Origin of the sequence: Fibrobacter sp. UWT3, assembly GCF_900230125.1 — a bacterium.
Taxonomy (GTDB): domain Bacteria; phylum Fibrobacterota; class Fibrobacteria; order Fibrobacterales; family Fibrobacteraceae; genus Fibrobacter.
The window spans coordinates 1,347,079-1,367,104 of sequence record NZ_OCSS01000001.1 but is presented as its reverse complement, the minus strand read 5'-3'; the positions used below and the strand labels follow the sequence as shown (position 1 = coordinate 1,367,104).

Below are 20,026 nucleotides of genomic sequence, written 5' to 3'. Positions count from 1 at the left end.
TTTTTATGCAACTCTCTCTTAAAAAGAAACTCGCTCTCGAAGCTTACCGCCTTTACCGCCACAACGAAATCAAGGCGCACCCGCTCACGTACTTTTTCTGGGAATGCACGCTCCGCTGCAACCTGCACTGCCTGCACTGCGGTAGCGACTGCGTGAAGGACGCCATCCCAGACATGCCCCGCGAAGACTTCATGGGCGTGCTCGACAAACTTGCCCCGCACATCGACCCGAAGCACTTTATCGTGGTGATTACCGGCGGCGAACCCTTGATGCGCCAGGACCTTGAAGAATGCGGCCAGGAAATCAAGAAGCGCGGCTACCCCTGGGGCATGGTCAGCAACGGCCTTGCGATGACCCCCGAACGCTACACCAAGCTGCTGAACGCCGGGCTGCGCTCGCTCACGATTAGCCTGGACGGCCTCAAGGAAAGCCACAACCATTTCCGCGGCGCCCCCACGAGTTTCGATAACGCACTCCGCGCCATCGACATGGCCGCCCACACGCAAGGCCTCACCTTCGACGTGATGACCTGCGTGAACCGCCAGAACCTCAAGGAGCTCCCGAAGATTCTCGACATCCTCCTGAAAATCGGCGTGAAGCGTTGGCGCATCGCGACGGTATTCCCGAAGGGCCGCGCGAAGGACAATCCGCTGTTCCAGCTCACGAACCAGGAATTCCGCCAGGTGTTCGACTTCATCCGCGAAGTCAAGAAACTGAACGTCATCAACGTGAACTACGGCTGCGAAGGCTTCCTCGGGAGCTACGAGAAGGACGCGCGCAACTACCCGTTCTTCTGCCGTGCCGGCGTGAACGTTTCTTCCGTGCTTTGCGATGGCAGCATTTCTGCCTGCCCGAGCCTGCGCGGCGACTACATCCAGGGAAACATCTACAAGGACGACCTCTGGGACGTATGGCAGAACCGCTACCAGGTGATGCGCGACCGCAGCTGGGCAAAAATTGGCGACTGCAAGACCTGCAAGTACTGGCGCTACTGCGAAGGCTCCAGCCTGCACCTGCGTGACGAGAAAACCAAAGAACTCGCTTACTGCCATGTAAAGCGCTTGGAAGACGCTGGCGCATAAACAAGGCCTGAAGCCTGCCGAACAGGGCCATAATATACTTTTTTCCTAAAAAAACAGCACTGTACGCCCCGCGTATGTAAAAAAAAAGATTATTGACCGCACTCAACGCCCGAAAGTGATTTTTTTTGCGTTTTTTCTAAAAAAAACGCCTTTTCCATCGAAAAGAAATAATAAATTGTAGTTGATGGACAAGGCAATTTTCACACCGAATGAAGAGCACATCATTAAGGTGCTCCTCAAGAAGAACGAGAAGCTCGAAGAAGGGATTCTCCGCAAGGCTATTGCCTTCATTGCCGATGCCCACGACGGTCAGTACCGCAAGAGCGGCATGCCCTACACCGAGCACCCCTTTGAGGTGGCCAAGATTCTCGCCGAACTCCAGCAGGACCAAGCAACCGTACTCGCGGGCCTATTGCACGACGTGGTAGAAGACACCCCGCACACGCTTGCCGAAATCGCGACCGAATTCGGGGAAGACACCGCATTCATGGTCGACGCCGTCACCAAGATTACCGCCGCGCAGGAACAGAACAAGGCGGCGCAGAAGGCGGAGACCTACCGCAAGCTGATTATAGCGATGGCAAAGGACCCGCGGGTCATCATGATTAAAATCGCGGACCGCATCCACAACATGCGCACCATGCGGTACATGAAGCCCGAAAAACGCAGGTCCATCGCCCAGGAAACGCTCGACATATACGTGCCCCTCACCCACAGGTTCGGCCTTTACAAGCTCAAGACCGAACTCGAGGACCTGAGTTTCAAGTACGTAAACCCGGACGAATACCAGAAAATCGTCGACGCGCTTATTGAGAACAAGGAAAAGCGCGAAAAGTACGTGCAGTCCGTGATTGGCCCGCTCCAAATCAAGATGGCGCTCGAGGACTTCGACTGCACCATCCAGGGCCGCACCAAGAACATCTACAGCATCTACAACAAGATGATCAGTCGCGATTGCCAGTTCGAGGACATCTTCGACATATTTGCGATACGCATCATCGTAGAGACCATTCCCGAATGCTACCTCGCGCTTGGCTACGTCCACAACCTGTGGACCCCGATGCAGAGCCGCTTCAAGGACTACATCGCGACCCCCAAGCCGAACCTTTACCAGAGCATCCACACGACGGTCATCGGGCCCGAGAACAAGATGGTGGAAGTCCAGATTCGCACGAAGGACATGGACCTGACCGCCGAGAAGGGATTCGCCGCGCACTGGGCCTACAAGATGGAAACCCAGCACGAGGGCGAGGAACTCGCGTGGCTCAACCACATGGTAAAGCTCCAATCGGAAATTTCCGACTCCAAAGAGTATCTGGACTTCCTGAAGGTGGACCTCAAGCCCGAAGGCATGACGGTATTCACCCCGAAGGGTGCCTCCATTGAACTGCCGGAAGGCTCCACGGTGCTCGACTTCGCGTTTGCCATCCACACGGAACTGGGCCTGCACTGTATCGGTGCCCGCATCAACGAGGAAGTCGTGAGCCTCGACCACGTGGTGACGCACGGGGCAACCATCCAGGTGCTCAAGAGCCCGAGCCAGGAACCGAGCCCCGAGTGGCTCGACATCGTAAAGACGGTGAAGGCCAAGCAGGAACTGCGCCGGTGGATGAAGACCAGCATTATACAGCAGTCGCGTAGCCTGGGCAAGGAAATCTGGACCCGCGAGCTCAGGCTTGCGAAAGTCGAGAAGGACAAGCGCCCCGGCGAGGAAGAAATCCGCAGGTACTTCGGCACCCTCTCGATGGACGACTTCTACGAGCGGATTGGCCAGGGCGAACTGCCCCTGCAGGACATCCACAGGTTCATTACCGGCGGGAGTTCGCTCCCCAAGGAAATGGCGCTCCGGTTCTTCCCCACCTTCGGGAAAGACAAGAAGGGCGACGTGCGCGACGAGATGCCCCTGCAGATTGGCCAGGAAACAAGCCTCGTGATACACTTCGCGGACTGCTGCGCGCCCCTCCCGGGTGACGAGATTGTGGGCGTCCTCCGCCCGCAAATCGGTATCGAGGTCCACAACAAGAACTGCAGTTGCCTCAAGAACCTCCCGGTAGAACAGCAGATTGCGGTCGCCTGGAGCGCCGAGGTCAGCAAGCCGTTCATGACCCACCTCACCATCGATACCGACAACCGCAAGAACATCACGCTCGATATCCTCGAGCAGCTCAAGGGTTCCGACGTGTCGCTCGACCGCATGAGTGTCGCAAGCAAGCAGTCCACTGGCCGCATCCGCATGGAATTCAAGGCGTTCCGCAAGGAGCAGGTCGACGCCATCATCACGAAAATCAAACAGATTTCGGGCGTACGGGAGGTTTCGAAGGCATGATTACTCCGCTCCACCACAGCGACTACACGCTCAAGAACCGCGCGTTCAACTGCCGCATGCGCAACCGCTACTACGAGGAAGTCTACTACGCCTTCAGGGCGATTCTCCCCATGGACAAGAACGGCAACATCGACGGTTCTGCCATGGACCTCCCCTGGTTCAACAACCTCAAGCAAGAAATCAAGAGGCTCGACCGCCTTCTCATGACATGCCTCGAGTATTCGCAGGCTGCGGTCTTCTACGGGAAAGCCGACATCGCCACGCTCTACTCCAAAGACAAGCGCTGGGGTATCCTCCAGGAAGAAATCTTCCTCGTGCACTTCTTGCAGGAACTGCTCTCGACAACGCGCTATATCATCGCGCGTATCGAGACCGACCAGATGCTGCAGCGCTGGAGCGGCTCCATGCAGGACATGAAGGCGAAACCCATGAATTCCGGCTTCGTGAGTTCCATCCAGGAAAAACTGCTCGCCATGAACAACGCTACCATCGAGGAATTCAAGGACCTCTTCAAGCACATCATCGACAGGTTCCAGATAGGCAACACGCTGTTCGGGACCGTGCAGGAACTCCAGAACTTCTACTAATGACTATTGACTAATGACTATTGACCAATAACTAATAACTATGTCTGAATACATCATACTATCAATCTTTCTTTTCCTGGGCGCGTTCATCGCGGCTGCCGCAACAGTCGTGGGCCTGCTCCTCGGCTACCGCACCCGGAACACCAGGAACAAGATGGCCCCGTACGAATGCGGCATGGAGACCATCGGCAACGCGCGCATCCAGTTCAAGGTGGGCTACTACCTCTTTGCGCTGCTGTTCCTCGTGTTCGACATCGAAGCGCTATTCCTGTTCCCCGTCATGATGAACTTCAAGGAAATCATGGCTGGGCACACGGCACTCTCGCCTATCGTCGTTGTTATTGACCTCGTGATATTTATGGCTATCCTTGTATCTGGCCTCGCATACGCCTGGAAAAAAGGAATTCTCAAATGGGAATAATCAATTACGCACCCAAGATTCTGGACCCGATTCCCGGCGGCAAGTACGTCGTGAACGCTATAGACTATGTAGTGAACTGGGCCCGCGCCAATTCCATCTGGCCCCTCACCTACGGCACCAGCTGTTGCGCCATCGAAATGATGTCGAGTTCCATGGCCCGCTACGATATTGCACGCTTTGGCAGTGAAGTGTTCCGCTCGTCCCCGAGACAGGCGGACCTTTTCATTCTGGCGGGCACCATCACGCACCGCATGGCACCTGCCATCCAGATGCTCTGGGAACAGATTCCCGGGCCCAAGTACGTGATTGCGATGGGCGCCTGTACCATCAGCGGCGGCCCGTTTATCTATGACAACTATTCCGTGGTGCGTGGCGCACAGAACCTGATTCCGGTCGACGTGTACGTGCCCGGTTGCCCGCCGCGCCCCGAAGCGCTGTTCCACGGGCTACTCACCCTGCGTGAAAAGATTTTGAAGGAAACCTGCCGTCACCCGTGGCATGTAGGCAGGCCGAAGGATGTTTCTACCATGGACCGCTACCGCGAGGCAGCGAAGACGTGGGCCGCCCTCGAAGAGATGAAGGACGAGGAGATGGCAGAAGCCCGCGCGAAGTTCAAGGAAGAACACCCGGACTACAAGAGCACCTTCAAGCCCATCCGCGTGAAGAAGGAAGACTTCCCCGAAGTGCCCCGCGTGCCGTTCAAGCGGCTCGGGCTCACGCAGTCCGAACTGTTCGCGAAACTGCGCGAGAAATTCCCCGAGGTGACAGTCCACACCCACAGCGAAGACCCCATCGAGGACGTGGTGGCGGCAATACCCGCAGACCGCCCGCTCGAGGTGATGGTGAATCCCGAAGACTACCTCCCGATTGTGGAATACGTGAAGAACTGTCCCGAATTCAAGATGGACTACCTCATCGACGTGACCGCCATCGACTACGACGACCATTTCGACATGGTGACGATGCTACGCAGCCTGGAACACGGCCACAAGCTGTTCCTCTGCGTTCAGCTGAAGAAGGATTTCAGCATTCCCGAAGAAAAACGCGCTACGTCGCTCCTGGCAAGCGTCCCGACGATTAGCCACCTCTACCCCGCCGCGGAATTCAAGGAACGCGAAGTGTACGACATGTTCGGCATCAACTTCGAGGGCCACCCCGACCAGCGGCGCATATTCCTCGACAAGGACTTCGTGGGCTACCCACTGCGCAAGGACTTTACTCACCCGCAAATGATCAGGAGGCCCGTATAATGCCTACACTGCCTCCAGGATTCCGCATCCAGCGCGAAACCAATACCGAAGAATTTTTCATCAACATGGGTCCGCAGCACCCGAGTACACACGGCGCGCTCCGCCTTGCGCTGCGCATGGACGGCGAAACCATCGTTGAACTTGTACCGCATTTCGGTTACATCCACCGCGGCATGGAAAAGCAGGCGGAATCGATGAGCTACCTGCAGTACATTGCCCTGAGCGACCGCCAGGACTACCTCACGGCTATCCAGAACAACCTGGGGGTCGTGATTGCGCTTGAAAAGGGCATGAACGTGGGCGTACCCGAGAAGGGCGAATACATCCGCGTGATGCTCCAGGAACTGGGCCGCATTGCAAGCCACCTGGTGTTCTTCGGCTGCTTCGGCGGCGACCTCGGCGGGCAAACCTGCCTTTTGTTCGGTTTCAAGGAACGCGAGATGATCCACGACATTCTCGAAGAAGTCACCGGCTCGCGCCTTACCACGAACTTCTTCAGGCCCGGTGGAAGCCGCTACGACGTGCCCGAGACGTTTATCCCGCGCGTGAAGGCGTTCCTCGACCACCTGGAAGATTCCATGAGGGACTACGAGAGGTTCCTTTCCAAGAACATCATCGTGCTCGAGAGAAGCATCGGGATTGGCGTACTTTCCAAGGAAGACGCGATTGCCTACGGATGCTCGGGCCCGGTTCTGCGTGCGAGCGGCGTGAACTTCGACGTGCGTCGCGTGAACCCGTACAGCATCTACGACCAGTTCGATTTCGACATACCCGTGTTCCACAACGGCGACTGCTATGACCGTTACAAGATACGCATTGCCGAGATTCACGAATCCATGAAGATTCTGCGGCAGTGTGTAGACAAGTTCCCGAAAGAAGGCCCCTGGCGCAGCAAGGAAAAGCCGGTGCGACTCCCCGAAGGCCGCTACTACAGTGAAATCGAGACGGCGAAGGGCCTGTATGCCACTTACGTGGTGGCAGCAACGACCGGCGAGAAGCCCTACCGTATCCACACGCGCGGGCCAAGCTTCCCGCACATTGCAGCACTCAACAAGATGGCGCAGGGCCACAAGATTTCGGACCTCGTGACCATCATGGCCACCCTCGACCCCGTGATCCCGGAAATTGACAGGTAGCTTATGTTTGTTCCCTCAGTTACACACCCCATCGGCGATTTTGTACGCGACTTGGTCCCGCGGGTAGCGGAATTTTTGCCGGCGAGCCTCCAGAGCGAGACGTTCAACAGCATATCGGCATTCCTCATCAACGCGATTATCTGCGTCGTTGCCGTCTGTGCCGTGAATATCGGGTCTGCCCCGATTCTCATCTACATGGAACGCAAGGTATGTGCCCATATCCAGTGCCGACTCGGCCCCATGCGCCTCGGCTGGCACGGAACCATCCAGACCGTCGCCGACGTTATCAAGATGCTCTTCAAGGAAGTGTACGCCCCGAGCGGTGCAGACAAATTGATGTTCTACCTCGCCCCGCTCATCGTGCTTATCGCCCCCTTCATCGTGTGCGCGCTTATCCCGTTCGGGCGCAACCTCGTCGTTGCAGACGTATCGATGGGCATCCCGCTCATTATCGCGGTGAACGGCTTCGGCGTTTTGGGCATCTTGCTTGGCGGCTGGAGCAGCAACAACAAGTATTCCCTGCTCGGTGCTCTCCGTAGCGGCGCGCAGATGATCAGCTACGAAATCTCGTTCGCGATGATTCTCCTGTTCGTCGTGATGATTTCGGGTTCCACGAACCTGATGAGCATCACCCTCGGGCAAGAGGGAACCATATTCGACTGGTGGATTTTCAAGATTCCCGTACTCGGGATTGTCGCATTCATCCTGTTCTTCATTTCTTCTACCGCCGAAATGAACCGCGCTCCCTTCGACATCGCCGAAGCCGAGCAGGAACTTACGGGCGGCTACCATACGGAATATAACGGCACGCCGTTCGCCATGTTCTACCTGGCCGAATACATCGCGCTCGTGACGAACTCCGCACTTGCCACCACGTGCTTCCTCGGCGGTTTCTTGCCGCCCTGCATCGGGGTCGCCTTCGTGGACAACTACCTCAATATGGTCCCGGGAGTCGTGTGGTTCTTCGCGAAGGTCTACTTCATGATTTGGTGCTACATGATGGTCCGCTGGACGTTCGTGCGCCCGCGTGTGGACCAGCTCATGGATTTCGAATGGAAGTTCCTTTTACCCGTTAACCTCGTGTTGCTCGTTGCCGGTGCGGCGTGGATTGCGATTGGAGGGTAAGGCATGCAGCAAGAAAACATTACATTAGTACAGTATTTCAAGCGCTACCTCAAGCGCTGCATTACCGGACCGTGGAGCCTGATGTGCGGGCTTTCCGTGTCGCTCAAGTATTTCTTTGACCCGAGGCGCATTGTCACGGAGCAGTACCCCGAGAACCGCAAGACCCTCAAGATGCACCCGCGCTACCGCGGCAAGCTCGAGATGATTGAAGATGCGGAAGGCAATAACCACTGCACCGCTTGCGGCATGTGCGAACGCGCCTGCCCGAATGCGAGCATCAACGTGCTTTCGACCAAGAACATTGCTGGCAAGAAGGTACTCGGACGCTACGTGTACCACTTCGCAAGCTGCACCCAGTGCGGGCTCTGCGTAGAGGCGTGCCCGTTCGGTGCAATCCGCATGAACCAGGAATTCGAGGTGGCGACAACCGACCCGAACACGCTCGAAATGATATTGAACAAGAAGGAGGGACAAGGCTAATGTTCCCGAACCTGTCAATTCCGGGGCTCCAGATGCCCGACCTGCCGTTTGCATTCCCCATGGGAGGCATGGATCTCGCGTTCTATGCCGTAGCCATCGTGATGCTCGTTACCGCAGTCTTTACGGTCGCCGTCAAGAACATTTTGCAGAGCGCCGTGTTCCTTATTTTTAGCTTCGTGGCAACCGCCATCCTCTACCTGCTCCTGCACGCCGAATTCATCGCGCTCGCGCAGGTGATGGTCTATGTGGGAGGTGTCGTCATCTTCGTGGTGTTCACGATTCTTTTGACAAGCCACCTGGGTGAAGACGCCTTCACGACAAAGATTCCGCGCGTGTTTGCCGCATTCGCGCTATCCATCGCGTTCGTGTTCGTGATGGTCAAGTGCATCTTGCCCACACCGGGAATCGCGTCGGGCGCAGTGAACGCCCCCGCCGGATACTCCTCCCTTGAAAATTTCGCCCTGCGCCTGCTCGGCTATGACGTGAGCGGGTTCATTATCCCGTTCGAGGTGGTGAGCGTGCTCCTGCTGATGACGCTTATCTGCGCCATCACGGTCGCCCGCCGTAGCAAGGACGAGATGGAGACCGCCGAAAACGCTTCTAAACAAAAGGAGGTCAAGTAATGAACCTTCTTAACTGCCTTATCCTCGCTTTCCTACTGTTCGGTATCGGCGTCTGGGGCCTGATGCGCCGGCGTCACCTCATCGGCATGCTCATTTCCATCGAGCTCATGCTGAACGCAGCGAATATCAACTTCATTAGTTTTGCATACTTTACCGCACACGACGCTACCGCCGGTGCACTGTTCAGCATTTTCGTCATCGCCGTCACGGCCTGCGAAATGGCAATCGCACTTGCCATCATCGTCACCATGTACCGCCGTCACAAGAGCCTTGACGCCGACCAGTTGAGGGACCTCCATGATTAACGATATTACACTCGGATACCTCATTCTGGTTCTGCCGTTCCTCACCTTCGCGATAAACGGGCTTTTCCTCGGCAACAAGAACGCAAAGGCGGCGGCAGGCCTTGCCGTCACATTCAACGGTCTCGCGTTTGTTTCGGCGGCAATTCTCGCGTTCCACTATTTCACCTCGGTAGTCGCCCCGCAGAAGGTCGTGCTTTTCGACCACTCCTTCATCCCGTTCGCAGGCGAGCTTGTCGCACGTATCGGCATGCTAATCGACCCGCTTTCGGTCATGATGCTCGTGGTAGTAACCTTCATCAGCTTCATGGTGAACATCTACAGCATCGGTTACATGCGCGAAGACCGCGCGATGGGGCGCTTCTTCGCACTCCTCTCGCTGTTCAGCTTCAGCATGCTCGGGCTCGTCGTCGCGACAAACCTCTTCCAGATGTTCATCTTCTGGGAACTGGTGGGCGTTTCCAGCTACCTGCTTATCGGTTTCTGGTACCACAAGCCCTCGGCGGTGAGCGCCTCCAAGCAGGCGTTCATCCTCACGCGTTTCGCCGACAGTTTCTTCCTGCTCGGCATCGTGCTCGTGAGCTATGTGGTCGGGAGTTTCGACTTCACGACCATCAATTCGCTTACGATGTTCCCGTTCCGCAACGAGACCATAGACATGGGCATCTGCGTCATGAGCAAGTCCAGCGCGCTTATCCTCGGGTCTATCCTCATATTTACCGGCGGCTGGGGAAAATCCGCCATGTTCCCGATGCATATCTGGCTCCCGAATGCGATGGAAGGCCCCACTCCGGTCAGCTCCATCATCCACAGCGCCACGATGGTGGTCGCGGGCGTGTACCTGGTCGCCCGGCTCTTCCCGTTCTTCGCCGTGTGCGGCGATTCCCTCACGCTCATCATGTGGGTGGGTGCATTCACTATGGTGTTCGCCGCCGTCATCGCCTGCACGCAGAAAGATATCAAGCGAATCCTCGCCTACTCCACGCTCTCGCAGCTCGGGTACATGATGTTCGCGCTCGGTGCCTGCAAGATTGGCCAGGCAATTATCACTACGGGCTGGACCGCAAGCACGTTCCACATCTTCACGCACGCCTTCTTCAAGTGCAGCCTCTTCCTTATCGCGGGTAGCCTCATCCATCAGGTGCATACGAACGACCTCGACGCGATGGGCGGGCTCCGCAAGAAGATGCCCCTCACCTACGCCTGCGCGCTCATCTCGATTCTCGCGATTTCGGGTATCCCGCCGTTCTCCGGTTTCTTCTCGAAGGACGAAATCATACTCGCCGCGTTCCAGGGCCAGCACTATGCGGTATTCGCGCTCGCCCTCCTTACGAGCGGGCTCACCACGTTCTACATGTTCCGCCTGTTCTTCCTCGCATTCCACGGGGAACCGCGCCATGAGGGCGTCAAGGCGGGCCACGTGCACGAAGATTTCTTCATGACCCTCCCGGTCGTGATTCTCGCCATCCCGGCACTCCTCTCGGGTATCCTCGGGAAGGGCCTGTTCGAGCACTTCTTTACCCCCGGCAAGCTGCACGTACCGACCATGCTCAAGTTGGCCCACGCGGAATGGATTCCGTTTGTCGCCATCGGCGTTGCGGTACTGGCCCTGCTTATCGCGTGGTTCCTGTACGCAAGCCCGAAGGCAAAGATCCAGCGCGCTCTGGACGACACGAACCGCAGCGGCATATACAAGATTATCTACCACAAGTTCTACTTCGACGAGATGTACTACACCGTCGTCCGCCAGTTTATTTTCGGCGGTGTCGCCCGCGTATCACGCGCATTCAACGACTACGTGATCGAGGGCCTGCTCGCGTTCAGCATCTGGTTCATCCACAAGCTGGGCGACCTTGTACGTACGGCACAGGCGGGCTACCTGCCCTTCTATCTCGGGACGCTTATCGTAGGCGTCCTCATCTGGCGATTCTTCGGACAACTTCCCCTGTAGGCGCAATATGGATATACTGCTTTTCAACCTCATCTGGGTCATCCCGCTCTTAACGGTACTCGTCTGCATCCCGATTCCCGCCTCGCACGCGAAGTTGCTCCGCGGTCTGCACACTGCATCGGCAAGCGCAGTCCTCCTCATGGTATGCTATCTCGCCTACCGCGTGTTCATGCTTTCGGGTACACCCGCAAGCGATGCGGCCTCCCCGCTCGTGCTGCGATTCCTTACCGACATTCCCTGGCTTACGATGTTCAACGCGCACTACATCGTGGGTGCGGACGGCCTCAACATCCTCCTGCTCGCGCTCACGGCGTTTATCGTGTGGGGCGGCGTTCTGGTAAGCTACAACATCAAGGGCAACCAGAAGGTATTCTTCGCGCTCATCCAGCTGCTCGCCACGAGCGTGTACGGCGTGTACATGAGTTTCGACCTGGTGTTGTTCTTCGTGTTCTACGAGATGGAAGCGCTGTGCATGTACCTGATGATTGCCTGCTACGGCAGCGGACGCAGGGACTACGGCGGCAAGAAACTTACCTTGACGCTCGCGTTCGGCTCCTCGATGATTCTTGCGACCCTGTTCGGGCTCTACTTCGAAAGCGGTGCAAACAGCTGGAACCTCATCGAAATCGCAAAGACGACCATCCCGATGGAATTCCAGATGTGGGCCTTCCCGCTCATGTTCATGGGATTTGCAGTTTCGAGTTCGCTGTTCCCGTTCCACTTCTGGAGCCCGGACGGCCACTCCGCAGCCCCCACCGCGGTCTCGATGCTTGCGGCCGGCGTGATGATGAAGATGGGTGCCTATGGGTGCCTGCGCGTCGCCATGTTCCTGATGCCCGAAGCGGCGAAGGTCTGGCTCCCCTACGTGGTGGCGCTCCTGATATTCAACGTGGTTCTCGGCCCCTTCATTGCGCTTAGGCACAAGGACCTCAAGTACATAACCGCCTACAGTTCCATCAGCCACCTCGGCCTCATATTCCTCGGGCTTGCGGCTATGACCCCGGTCGGCCTGCGCGGTGCTAGTTTGCAGATGATTTCGCACGGGTTCCTGACCGGGCTCTTCTTCGCGACCATCGGCATGATCTACGAACGCACGCATACCCGCGACATCACCGAGATGGGCGGCATCATGCGCAAGATGCCCTTCCTGGGCGTCGGATTCGTGATTGCGGGCTTCGCGGGCCTCGGCCTTCCCGGGTTCAGCGGGTTCATCGCCGAGAGCAACATCTTTATCGGCGCGTTCCAGCAGGAATCGACCCTCACGCGCATCGTGACCATACTTGCCATCCTGAGCATCACGACGACTGCCGTTTACATATTGCAGACGGCGAACCGCATGCTGCACGGGCCGCTCCCGCAAAAGTACGAGGGCCTTACCGACGGCTGCTTACGCGAGAAGCTCGTCATTGTCGTGCTCGTCGCGTGCCTCCTGTTCATAGGCGTTTGCCCCGGTCCGTTCGCCGACCTGCTCGACCAGAGCATCGCACCGATATTTGCAAAGATTTCTGCGGCCACCCAGCCCGTCACCAGCGGGATTGGAGGTTAACACATGTTTGATTTCAATATTCCCGGCTTTATCGTACCCGACATTCTCCTGCTCATTTTCCCGTTCATCGTCATCGGGAGCAGGCTTTTCTGCAGTGCGCAATCCAAGGTGCCCTGGCGCATCGCGAACATCGGGTTCATCGCCATATTCGTACTGTTGAACCTCATCCCGATTGCCACAGGCGAAGGCAGGTTCTTCATTACCAACTGGCGCGTCGATGACTTCGGCGTGCTCATGCGCGAAGTGCTCATGGTTTCGGCAATTCTCGGAATCTGGTTCGCGAAGGACTACTTCGAGCACGGTGCAGACGGCAAGCCGCAAATGCACCAGATTGCAGAATTCATCGGCGCAATCGCGTTCGCGACATTCGGCGGGTTTACGGTCGTTTCGGCCTGCGACATGCTCACGCTCTTCCTCGGGCTCGAAATCGCGACCATCCCGATGTACGCTCTCACCGCATGGAACAAGAAGGACCAGCTCGGGAGCGAAGCCGCTACCAAGTATATATTGATGGGCTCCGTCGCCACGGCGTTCGAACTCTTCGGTTTCAGTTACCTTTACGGTTTTGCCGGTTCGCTCCACTTTACCGAAATCGAGAACGCCGTCGCCGCCGGCACAAGCCCGCTCCTGTGGGTCGCCGTGCTATTCCTCTTCTGCGGAATCGGATTCAAGCTCACGCTGTTCCCGTTCTACACCTGGGCCCCGGACGTTTACGAAGGCGCTCCGACGCCCGTGACGGCAGTACTTTCCGTTACCTCCAAGGCGACCGCCATCGCCTTCCTCGCCGTGCTCGTTTTCGGCCCGCTCCAGCCCGTTATCGACAAGATCAACCCGCTTATCGCGCTCCTTGCCGGCACCACGCTCTTCGTGGGTAACCTCGGCGCACTCAAGCAGAGCAGGCTCCGCAGGTTCATGGCCTACAGTTCCATCGCGCAGGCGGGCTATATCATGGTAGCGCTCCTCGGGCCAGAGGCGACCGCGAAGACGGCCATCATCTACTACCTGTTCGTGTATGCCGTATCGAACTACCTCGCGTTCTTTATCTTCGGCATCATCGGGCACCACCGCGAAGAAACGTTCGCGTCCCTCCGCGGGCTTTCCAAGCAAGACGTGAACCTCGCCATCGCGCTCGCCATCTCGATGTTCAGCCTTGCGGGCATCCCCCCGCTTGCCGGCTTCTTCGGCAAATTCCATCTGTTCTTCTGCGGCGCTTCTACCGGCCACTACATGCTTGTCGCCTTTGCCGTCCTGAACAACGTGCTCGCGCTGTTCTACTACATCCAGCTTATCAAGAGCGCCTGGGTGGACGAACCCGACGGACACCTGACCCCGCTACGCCTCACCAAGAGGCAACGCGGCGTCATCATACTCCTCTCCGTAATGGTGGTGATTCTCGGATTCCTGCCGTTCCTGAGCAACAACGTCTTCGCAGGATTCAACTTCTAGTCTAGGGATTTTCGCGGCTATATGACCGCGTCAATCTTTTCGTTCCAGTGGTCCGTAGTTTCACGGGCCACTTCGTTTCCGCAGTCATAGATACACAGGAAGCAAATTTCGTTCACGACCTCGTAATCGGAACCGCCGTTGAACACGTTCGCGTTGCCGTACTCTTCGCGGTCTTTCCACACGTAGACTTTGCTGGCGTGTTTTTCGGATTCCGCCTTGCAGTAGGCAGCAAGCATGTCTTCGGTAAGGTCAGCGGCAACATTCGCGGCTCCCGAAGTTCCGAAACCGGCACCAACCTTCACGATGGGCGACGCGAGGATTTCGGCAAGCGAGATGATGCGAGTGCCGTCCTTGTCCAGAATTCGCCCGGCAATGTTGAATTCGACTTCCATTTTTTATTTGGATTCCGCAGCAGCTTTGGCGGCCTTTTCTGCCTTCTCGGCGGCATGCTCGAGGCGTGCGGGCCTGCCGGCAAGATTACGCAACAGCCCGAAGAGAGCCGAAAGTTCGTTGCGCGTGGGGTGCAGGCGCTGCACGAGCGTATTGAGGAAATTATCGCGCCACGCCTGGTCGTGGTACTGCCCCGTCAGATAGCGGTCGAGGAACTTCTTGAATCCGTCAATCTGCTGGATTGTCGCGGGAGCCGTCTCGCAGGCACCCTTCGTTCCGCGCTTCGCACGGCCTTCCCCGTTCGCAAGCGCACCGCTGCGGCAGAGTTCATACAGGCCAATGGAAACAGCCTGCCCCAGGTTCAGGCTCATGAGTCCCGGCACCGGGATTTCGCACTGGTACGTACAGGCGTTCACCTCTTCGAGCTCAAGCCCGCAGGATTCTCGCCCGAACACGAGCGCAATCGTCCCGTCTTCGGGAAGCAATTCCGACAGTTTCTGCACCATCGTATGCTTGATGGAACTCGCGAAAATGCGACGGCTGTACGCGACCGCGCAGGAGCAGTCGCCGATGGCGTCTTCAAACCTGTGGACCACATGGGCATTGTCTAGAATATCGTGGCTGTTTGCCGCCGTGTGGTAGGAATTTTCAATCACCTTGTCGCGCTTCGGGTAGACGATATACAGTTCCGGCAACGCATAGCAGTGCATGGCGCGCGCGACAAAGCCCACGTTATGGGGATGTTCCGGTTCAACAAGTACGACTCTAAATTTACGCATAATCAAAACTCTTAAAAATCTTCCTGGATCCTTCGACTACGGGCTGCGCCCTCCGCTCAGGATGACACCTTAGTTAATTTTCCAATTAAAACCTTTCCCGCGAATCTCGTTTTCAATCGTTTCGCCGGGCAGGATTTCCGCGCCGGCATAAATGACGGAATGCCAGATTTTCACGCCTGCGGGCAGTTCCACGCCGGGCACGACGACGGCATCGTTCGGGTCTCGGCCCAGTTCCTTCAGGCGCGCCTCCACCGCATGCATCAAGCCCTCGGGCGACCCCATGTCTATCCAGGTGGCGTTCAGCTGGCTCATATCCACGAAGGGCGCGCGGCCTGCGGCAATTTCCTGCTTCCAGAATTCACGTATATCGAACTCGCCTTCCCGAATGCGCGAGAGGGCCGCGTCGCTGTACCACGACACACCCGAGAACGTCGCGGGCGTGCCTTCCGTAGCGCCGAACCGCCCGGCAATGCCCGCCAAGCGACCGTCAGCGCCCACCCGGAAGGTGTTCACCTGCGGGAAGTCCACCGCAAGGAGCGCTACCTGCGGGCCGTTTTCTAAAGATGCCCGCGACACGGCGCTTTCCACAAACTTCTTCAGGTCAAAACTGCAGTAGGCGTCGCCGTTCATCACGAGCAGGCCACCGCGGTAACCCGCAACATAAATGCGGTGAAGCGGCCCCGCCGTCCCAAGGATTTCGGGCTGTTCCACCCAAACTTTCTCGAATCCGAGAGTCTCGCCCGCCGCGACCACCTGTTCTGCCAGGTAATGCGCGTTCGCATGCAGGCGCACATCGCCAATCGCACGCGCCTTCCGGGCCTGCAAATCGAGAATCGAAGCGTCCACCACGGGCACGAGCGGCTTGGGCACATCGTTCGTGAGCGGGCGAAGCCGCGTCCCGAGCCCCGCCGCCAGAATCAAGACATTCAGGGAACAGTTTTCCATTGCCTCAAATGTAGAAAAACGCCCAATTTTACCTTGGTTTTATTCTTTGAGGTCTTTGTTTTTTCGTAGTCATTTCAGCCACAAGCCTTACTGCAAGTTCTACAAGGGCATCATCCACGAGCGTCTGGTAATGACCTCCTCGGGCGCTTGCATACTCGCGAATTGCATCCACTGCCCCGGAATGCAAACGGAATGTGTACGGTTTTTTCGCTGTCGCCCTAAATTTGGCAGAGCGCACCGTCAGCGACGAATCGAAAAAGGCCTTCGTCTCTTCCCTGGACACAACCTCAAAATCACCGTTTTCCACGGATTCCATGAGAGAACGCTCATCATCATCAAACGGCTTGTTGATAAACTTTCTAGCCATTACCAGACTCCTTTTCCTTGTTAAAAACTCTCGACTTGAATGCCGTCACCAGCCTTGCCCTGTTCTTACCGACCTTCACATATGGGGCGCAAACGGCATAATCGTCAATCCTTACCACGAACATTCTCTGGTCAGGATGGTCCTTCTGGTTCTTGACCTTTACATCAATGAACCTGTCGGCCCTGACTTCGCCTTCAACGTCCTCAAACCTGATACCTCTTTCTGCGAGCACTTTCTCGGCTTTTTTCAAGTCCCACTCGAAATCAATCTCCATTTAACAACCTCTCTTAATATATCAAAATGTAATACATTTGTCAATACATCTTTAGAGGCGCTCCCTTTCATCTAAAATTCAGAAAAAAAAGAACGCACCTTGCCTTTCCATAGCAAGATGCGTTCGGGCATTAATGTACCTAAAAATAAAAAATCTGGCAAGGGGCCCAAGAAATTTTTACATAGCGCTTGCGAACGCACTCAAAAAATGTATATTCAAAAGATAGATATTACAGTTGCTCTTTATGAGCCGAGATAAGTTTTAAATTTCAAAGAAACGCAACGAGGTTTACCATGAACATGGATGAACTAAGAAAAATGGGATCTGGTACTCAGCAGCAGCCCAATCAACCAAGTCAGCCTCCATCTCATTGGTACCAAGAAAAATTCATGCAAAAGGTGATCATCTTTATCTGTGTCTTGATGGCTATTTCTACCATGCTAGGTGTTGCTATTTTCATTCACGAAAAATCAACTACAGACAGAATGGTTGATGTAATGGAAAAACAAGTCAAATCTATGGACAACTTCCTAAAGTAAGTTGTTTATTCAACAATGTTCTGTCCGAACTGTGGTGAACAATACAATTACTACGAGCCCCGCTGCCCTTGGTGCGGAGCGTCAAAGCCTCATAAAGAATCTTCTAACGAAAAAGATGAGCCAGTCGAGATCGACGAAAAAAAACTCCCGCTCAAGACACGACTGTATTCCAAGCGCTATGTCGCAGCGCTTATTTTATTCATAATAGGAATCACAAGCCTTACCGTAATAGCGAGAAATGCATTTATTGCCGAATATCCGGATATAATAAACTTCAATTCCACTTATTTTGTTGCATTCGTTTTTTTAATATGCATTCCCTTTTTAGGGGTCTTGGGATTTATGCACGACAGCGAGCAAAAAAGGAATCCTCGGGATGACACTAAAAACGACCTTGTTTCTATGTTCAAAACGCAGTTGCAATTCTATTATCTGGCACCATTCAAGTACGGCTACCGTTGTATAAAAGAACGAAACTACAAGGGTCTAGTCCTTTTTGCAACATTCATTTCAGCACTTGCATTTTTATTTGTCTAGGGGCTACCGGGCAATATTCACGCGATACACCGCCGAACCTGCGCGCACAAGATACGAGCCGGCCCGTTCCACCTGGAAATCGAGCCCGCGCCGCCCCTGCATATAGCCAGAGTGCAGCACCCTGCCCTGCATATCCATGATAGCGACAGGAGCGCCGTCCGTTCCCGATACGTGAACGTTGCAACCCGACACCTGCACATGGAATTTTGCACCCGCCACAGGCGAAAAGCCCGCAACCCGCGTAGACCCACCAGGCACCTTCACCTCGATATAGTCCACGTCCACATGCCCCCAGTTCTTGATGATGGCGAAGGTATTGGCCCCCGCGTTGAGCGTCACCTGCACGGGCATATCCTCAAAGGCAGCGGCGGCTCCGCCCAAGTTCCCTTCAAGCGTTACCGGGAATTCCTGGGATTTGACCTTCGTCCCGTTTACATGAATATCCTGAGTCTTGGCGTTTGAAGCGGTGTTGCTGAAACGGATTACAACCTCATACTGCCCGGCCGCAGGGACACTGATATTGAACGTGATGTTGCCCGTCGTTTCAGTACGCATGTACTTGCCTCCCGATGCCGCATCATTCGTCTTCTCAGTGCACCCGGTGCAAGTCGCGGCCTCCGCCTCGTAGCGCACGGCCTCATAGGATTCATTCCCCGCCGAAGAACTGGACGGGCTGACCGAGGAACTGGATGGATTAACCGACGCGCTGGACGGCGGCGCAAATCCCGGCAAATATACGATGCTGGACTCCGGAATCTTGAAAAGCTCCTCGCAGTCATTGCGAACTTCCCGTATTTCCTCTACCACGGTGTTTTTGCTCTCTACGCAATCGTTCTTGTCGGTGCCGCTGTCGTCGCACCAGCCTTTCTGTGCGTATTTGTCGACGCTGACCACGTAGCCAACAGCTTTCTCGTATTTTTCAATATTACTCCCAGCCTTATTCCCGTTTGACGGCATCACCACTTCTTCCACAAAATAGTTGAAATGAGGATTGTAATAAGGCAGCCCCTGTTTTTTGGAATTATAGAAGTAGTTTCCGGTAACAGTCCAAGAAGCGCCCTTCATGTCGATATTTGCGTCGTCATAGGACACCTCGCCGTTGTAATCAAGACTGTCCCCAATGAACATATTGCCCTGGACAAATCCCCTGACCGTTCCTTCCTTCACGTCGATGTTCTCGGCCGTAGTCCCGCTGACGATGTTGCATGTGATTTTCGTATCGTTCACGCGCCAGTCATAGCCGCTATAGCGATGTTGTGAGGCGTCAGTCCCCCAAAAGCCAGCATCCCTGTCGGCCTGCTGGGAAGAGGCCCACCCCGTATTGTAGGTTCCGACATAGATGCCTTCACCGTACTTGGCAATTTCATAGCCAGAACCGTGGATAAAGTTGCGGTTCAGTGTCACCTGTTGGCTGGAATCGCGAACATGGACAATCTCGTTTCCCGTGTGGTACACCTCGCAGTCTTCCATCAAAGCACCGACGGAATTGTCGAATACCACGCCCTTGCTGAAGGAATGGATTTTCAGATTTTTTAGGATAACGTAATTTCCCGTTACGTGAATGCCGTAGTTGTGCTTGTAATCGGAACTGAAAATCTCCGGAGGATTCTTTGGATCCGAACCGGCAAGGACAACGGGATTGGCCTTCGTGCCATCGGCACCGAGCCAGATGAGGCCGCAGTCGCGACCAGTCTCGTTCACGAACTTGTCGTTCTTGCAGTTGGATGTGGGCAGTTCATACTTGCCCAGGGCAACCCAGATGGTATCGCCCGCCTTCGCGCCAAGCGTCGCCGAAGTGAGGTCGGCAACGGTAGAAACATTGACCTGGTTGGCAAATACCGCCGTAGAAGAAACAAGCGCAGAAGCGCAAATAATGCGCACAGCCTTAACGAAAGATTTTTCCATAAACACCTTCCTTTC

The 20,026-nt window shown here is 55.7% G+C and carries 21 protein-coding genes and 1 pseudogene; 16 read left to right on the top strand and 6 right to left on the bottom strand.

Translation table 11 applies throughout. The features are described 5' to 3' along the window. Window positions 1–5 precede the first annotated feature (5 nt). The 14 genes and pseudogenes from CRO08_RS05870 to CRO08_RS05810 all read left to right on the top strand — a co-directional run bounded on the left by CRO08_RS05870 (window position 6) and on the right by CRO08_RS05810 (window position 14,275). Window positions 6–1,082, top strand: a complete 1,077-nt coding sequence (locus tag CRO08_RS05870; RefSeq protein ID WP_097035414.1) for a TIGR04133 family radical SAM/SPASM protein — start codon at window positions 6–8, stop codon at window positions 1,080–1,082. Between the two features lie 184 nt (window positions 1,083–1,266). Further along, window positions 1,267–3,408 carry a bifunctional (p)ppGpp synthetase/guanosine-3',5'-bis(diphosphate) 3'-pyrophosphohydrolase gene (locus CRO08_RS05865; RefSeq protein WP_097035413.1) on the top strand — a complete coding sequence of 714 codons (2,142 nt, stop codon included), beginning with the start codon at window positions 1,267–1,269 and terminating at the stop codon, window positions 3,406–3,408. Further along, window positions 3,405–3,995, top strand: a complete 591-nt coding sequence (locus tag CRO08_RS05860; RefSeq protein ID WP_097035412.1) for a hypothetical protein — start codon at window positions 3,405–3,407, stop codon at window positions 3,993–3,995. Before CRO08_RS05865 ends, CRO08_RS05860 begins: the two co-directional genes overlap by 4 nt. A gap of 40 nt (window positions 3,996–4,035) precedes the next feature. Further along, window positions 4,036–4,416 (top strand): NADH-quinone oxidoreductase subunit A, encoded by a 381-nt coding sequence (locus tag CRO08_RS05855; protein WP_097035411.1) that lies wholly within the window; start codon window positions 4,036–4,038, stop codon window positions 4,414–4,416. After that, window positions 4,407–4,889 (top strand): annotated as a pseudogene (locus CRO08_RS17580) (NADH-quinone oxidoreductase subunit B); the annotation flags it as partial. The gene CRO08_RS05855 and the pseudogene CRO08_RS17580, both read left to right, overlap by 10 nt. A 54-nt stretch (window positions 4,890–4,943) precedes the next feature. Then, window positions 4,944–5,666, top strand: a complete 723-nt coding sequence (locus CRO08_RS17575) for an NADH-quinone oxidoreductase subunit C (RefSeq protein ID WP_369684797.1) — start codon at window positions 4,944–4,946, stop codon at window positions 5,664–5,666. Further along, window positions 5,666–6,802, top strand: a complete 1,137-nt coding sequence (locus CRO08_RS05845; RefSeq protein WP_097035409.1) for an NADH-quinone oxidoreductase subunit D — start codon at window positions 5,666–5,668, stop codon at window positions 6,800–6,802. Before CRO08_RS17575 ends, CRO08_RS05845 begins: the two co-directional genes overlap by 1 nt. Before the next feature lie 3 nt (window positions 6,803–6,805). Continuing rightward, complete coding sequence (locus tag CRO08_RS05840) at window positions 6,806–7,927, top strand: complex I subunit 1 family protein (RefSeq protein WP_097035408.1); 1,122 nt, start codon at window positions 6,806–6,808, stop codon at window positions 7,925–7,927. Window positions 7,928–7,930: 3 nt separating this feature from the next. Then, complete coding sequence (locus CRO08_RS05835; RefSeq protein WP_097035407.1) at window positions 7,931–8,407, top strand: 4Fe-4S binding protein; 477 nt, start codon at window positions 7,931–7,933, stop codon at window positions 8,405–8,407. Beyond that, complete coding sequence (locus tag CRO08_RS05830) at window positions 8,407–9,030, top strand: NADH-quinone oxidoreductase subunit J (protein ID WP_255252250.1); 624 nt, start codon at window positions 8,407–8,409, stop codon at window positions 9,028–9,030. The genes CRO08_RS05835 and CRO08_RS05830 overlap by 1 nt, the downstream gene beginning before the upstream one ends. After that, window positions 9,030–9,335 carry an NADH-quinone oxidoreductase subunit NuoK gene (gene nuoK / locus CRO08_RS05825; protein WP_072812009.1) on the top strand — a complete coding sequence of 102 codons (306 nt, stop codon included), beginning with the start codon at window positions 9,030–9,032 and terminating at the stop codon, window positions 9,333–9,335. Before CRO08_RS05830 ends, nuoK begins: the two co-directional genes overlap by 1 nt. Beyond that, complete coding sequence (nuoL, locus tag CRO08_RS05820) at window positions 9,328–11,283, top strand: NADH-quinone oxidoreductase subunit L (RefSeq protein ID WP_097035406.1); 1,956 nt, start codon at window positions 9,328–9,330, stop codon at window positions 11,281–11,283. The genes nuoK and nuoL overlap by 8 nt, the downstream gene beginning before the upstream one ends. Before the next feature lie 7 nt (window positions 11,284–11,290). Next, window positions 11,291–12,829 (top strand): NuoM family protein, encoded by a 1,539-nt coding sequence (locus tag CRO08_RS05815; RefSeq protein ID WP_097035405.1) that lies wholly within the window; start codon window positions 11,291–11,293, stop codon window positions 12,827–12,829. Window positions 12,830–12,832: 3 nt separating this feature from the next. Beyond that, the gene (locus CRO08_RS05810) at window positions 12,833–14,275 is read left to right on the top strand and encodes an NADH-quinone oxidoreductase subunit N (RefSeq protein WP_097035404.1); all 1,443 of its coding nucleotides are present in this window, start codon (window positions 12,833–12,835) and stop codon (window positions 14,273–14,275) included. Between the two features lie 17 nt (window positions 14,276–14,292). Here CRO08_RS05810 and CRO08_RS05805 read toward each other — a convergent pair whose 3' ends face one another. From CRO08_RS05805 to CRO08_RS05785, 5 genes are all read right to left on the bottom strand, one after another. Then, window positions 14,293–14,667: a hypothetical protein gene (locus CRO08_RS05805; protein ID WP_097035403.1), complete on the bottom strand. Its 375-nt coding sequence runs from the start codon at window positions 14,665–14,667 to the stop codon at window positions 14,293–14,295. Window positions 14,668–14,670: 3 nt separating this feature from the next. After that, window positions 14,671–15,444, bottom strand: coding sequence for an RNA methyltransferase (locus tag CRO08_RS05800; protein WP_097035402.1), 774 nt, complete (start codon window positions 15,442–15,444; stop codon window positions 14,671–14,673). A gap of 69 nt (window positions 15,445–15,513) precedes the next feature. Further along, on the bottom strand, window positions 15,514–16,389 hold the full coding sequence (locus tag CRO08_RS05795) for a sugar phosphate nucleotidyltransferase (protein WP_255252249.1): 876 nt from the start codon (window positions 16,387–16,389) through the stop codon (window positions 15,514–15,516). Between the two features lie 28 nt (window positions 16,390–16,417). Further along, complete coding sequence (locus CRO08_RS05790) at window positions 16,418–16,756, bottom strand: hypothetical protein (protein ID WP_097035401.1); 339 nt, start codon at window positions 16,754–16,756, stop codon at window positions 16,418–16,420. Next, window positions 16,749–17,030 carry a toxin gene (locus tag CRO08_RS05785; protein ID WP_097035400.1) on the bottom strand — a complete coding sequence of 94 codons (282 nt, stop codon included), beginning with the start codon at window positions 17,028–17,030 and terminating at the stop codon, window positions 16,749–16,751. Before CRO08_RS05785 ends, CRO08_RS05790 begins: the two co-directional genes overlap by 8 nt. A gap of 293 nt (window positions 17,031–17,323) precedes the next feature. On the opposite strand from CRO08_RS05785, the gene CRO08_RS05780 reads away from it, so the two are divergent. Together CRO08_RS05780 and CRO08_RS05775 are read left to right on the top strand one after the other, a co-directional pair. Next, on the top strand, window positions 17,324–17,569 hold the full coding sequence (locus CRO08_RS05780; protein ID WP_097035399.1) for a hypothetical protein: 246 nt from the start codon (window positions 17,324–17,326) through the stop codon (window positions 17,567–17,569). Between the two features lie 15 nt (window positions 17,570–17,584). Continuing rightward, complete coding sequence (locus CRO08_RS05775; protein WP_097035398.1) at window positions 17,585–18,106, top strand: hypothetical protein; 522 nt, start codon at window positions 17,585–17,587, stop codon at window positions 18,104–18,106. A gap of 3 nt (window positions 18,107–18,109) precedes the next feature. Here the strand turns inward: CRO08_RS05775 and CRO08_RS05770 are convergent, their stop codons facing one another. Next, window positions 18,110–20,011, bottom strand: coding sequence for a CBM35 domain-containing protein (locus tag CRO08_RS05770; protein ID WP_097035397.1), 1,902 nt, complete (start codon window positions 20,009–20,011; stop codon window positions 18,110–18,112). Window positions 20,012–20,026: the final 15 nt, after the last annotated feature.